This is a genomic window from Pseudomonas sp. P116 (genome assembly GCF_020149425.1).
In the GTDB taxonomy this organism is placed as follows: domain Bacteria; phylum Pseudomonadota; class Gammaproteobacteria; order Pseudomonadales; family Pseudomonadaceae; genus Aquipseudomonas; species Aquipseudomonas anatoliensis.
The window spans coordinates 1-2,169 of record NZ_JACVHB010000015.1; the positions used below are offsets into that span (position 1 = coordinate 1).

The following is a 2,169-nucleotide window of genomic DNA, read 5'->3' on the forward strand; positions in this document are numbered from 1 at the left end:
TACGGCGTCATTGCACGCCAGACTCATAAAAATCGCGACTCCAACAGTGATCGGCGCAACTTCAACGTAGTGGTGTTGGCGCCGCAGATCACTCAGCCGACAGAGGGTGGCAACCTGCCGCGCACCGCAAAGATTAAAGGGTGCGGCAGGCGCGGAGGGCGAGTCGAGGTCTGGGAGGTGGGGGCCAGCGAGCCTCTACTCGAGGACATTGTCGTGAACGGGGACGGTGAGTGGGAGGGTGAGGTGACCTTTGCAGTGGGACTCAGAACCCTTCGGGCCCGGCAGAGCTTCATCGAAGAAGGAAAAACCCACTGGTCGGAATACTCGGCTGCTGTGCAATACAGCGTCGTTCCGGCTGCGCCTTTTGTCGAGACGCCTGTTGCGGGCCAACACATCGGGCAACGGGTGGTGGTCTCCGGGTTCGGTGTGCCGGGTGACACGATTAGCGTGAATGGCGTGTCGATGGTTATTTCGCAAGACCGAACCTGGTTTCTCAAACTGCAGGTGGAGGCGGCGGAAGGCGAATACTTGCTGCATGCCGTGGCCGAGTGCGACGGGTTCAAGTCACAAGTTGCCTTGCGTCGGGTCAGGACGTTGCAATACACGCCGTCCATCGAACAACCCGCCGCTGGCAGGGTGGTCAGCAATCCGATTGCACTGGCCGGAAAGGGTCGCCCGGGCATCGCGCGGGTGGCGAGATGGTACACCCCGGACGAAGTGGTGGCCCAGTTGCCTGTCAGCAACGGCAAATGGCAGGGCTGGGCCGGGCAATCATTGTCGGTGGGGCCTAATTGGTTGCTGTGCCAGATGCATGACGCAGCGGGAGTGCCTGTTTCGAATTCGCTGATTAGTGGGCGTTTTGAGGTTGTGATCGCGGGATCTGGCAGTGTTGACGCTTCACTCTTCAGAGCACAGTAGCGCGATGATCATTCGTCCGGACTGTCAGCACTGTCAGGTGCCGTAGCATTTGTAGCCGGCATTTAATGGTTCTATGCATGAAAATGCCCAACGTAGCGACTTATAACTTGGAGTGATGGGTCTAGCCATGAATATAAAGGATGATTCAGGAGATGGTGCGAGCGGGGCATCGAGCGATGAAAGGAAGATGCTTGATTCAATTCAAGAGACTGTTGGAGCGGCCGGTAGAGATTCGCAACCGGAATTACTCCTGGACGAAATGCCGTGGGTCGTACCTGCAAAAAATAGCACTATTATCAGGACTCGTGGAATTGAGCTGAGAAGCTCCCCGATCTTTGTTCCCCATCACGCCGTTCAGTTGCACTTTTATAACAAGGATGGTGTGGTTTATCAGAAAAGAAATTTTCATACCAGTGGCGGTCCGATTGTTTGGAGGACGGATTTTGAACTTGCGCAAGGGCGCGGGTATATCCACTTCAGAACCGTGTTTTCAAACGATTGGTCGCGTTGGTACAGTTCTGGAGATTTTTACGCCGAAAACCCAGTCCCGATACCAATTATTAATCCCATGCCCAATTTTTCTTCACGGGTGGTTAATGTAACCGGCAGAGGTCTTGCTGGAGCAACTATATTTATGAGCACTGGTGAGTTTGGCATTGTGAAATCCGATGGGGCTTGGACAGTGTCACTCTCTGTTGCAGATAATGTCAGCGTTCTGCGCTTTCAGGCGTATCAATACCTTAATAATGTACGGTCAGAAAACACCAGTTTGGTGACGGTTCGACGAGCAACAATAACTTCCCCCGAGAACAATTCAATACTGTTGTTAAAAGAAATTGTTTTCATCGGTACCGCCGCTTCCGATACACAAATCAAAGTGGTCAGTGATAGTGATCATTATGACAATTGGGGTGGTGTGGTTAACGTTCCCATCACGGAAGTCTGGCGAATGCCGATGACCAAAGTTCCTCCAAGTGGGCCTGCGGCAGTCAAGGCGCAAATCAAACATGGAACGTTGCCTCATTTTTACTCATCTGTCGTCAACTTCATTGTCTTGGGTGCCCCTCGCATAACCGCACCTGCCGGGTCTTCAATTCAGGATCGAACCTTTACCCTTAAAGGTGATAACGGGCTCAGCGATTTAAACAGCAGGGTCGAGGTATTCGTTGATGCGCAAATGGTCGGAAGTGGAACAGTGGGAGCGGCCGGCATTTGGGAAGTGCAGGTCACGCTCAAGCCAGGCAATCATTC

The 2,169-nt window shown here is 53.1% G+C and carries 1 protein-coding gene and 1 pseudogene; both read left to right on the forward strand.

Annotation, left to right across the window (positions count from 1 at the left end):
* Positions 1–918, forward strand: a pseudogene (locus ICA15_RS28465) (hypothetical protein); the annotation flags it as partial.
* Between the two features lie 127 nt (positions 919–1,045).
* The coding region (locus ICA15_RS28470; protein WP_210555706.1) for a hypothetical protein at positions 1,046–2,169 on the forward strand (1,124 nt) is incomplete at its 3' end.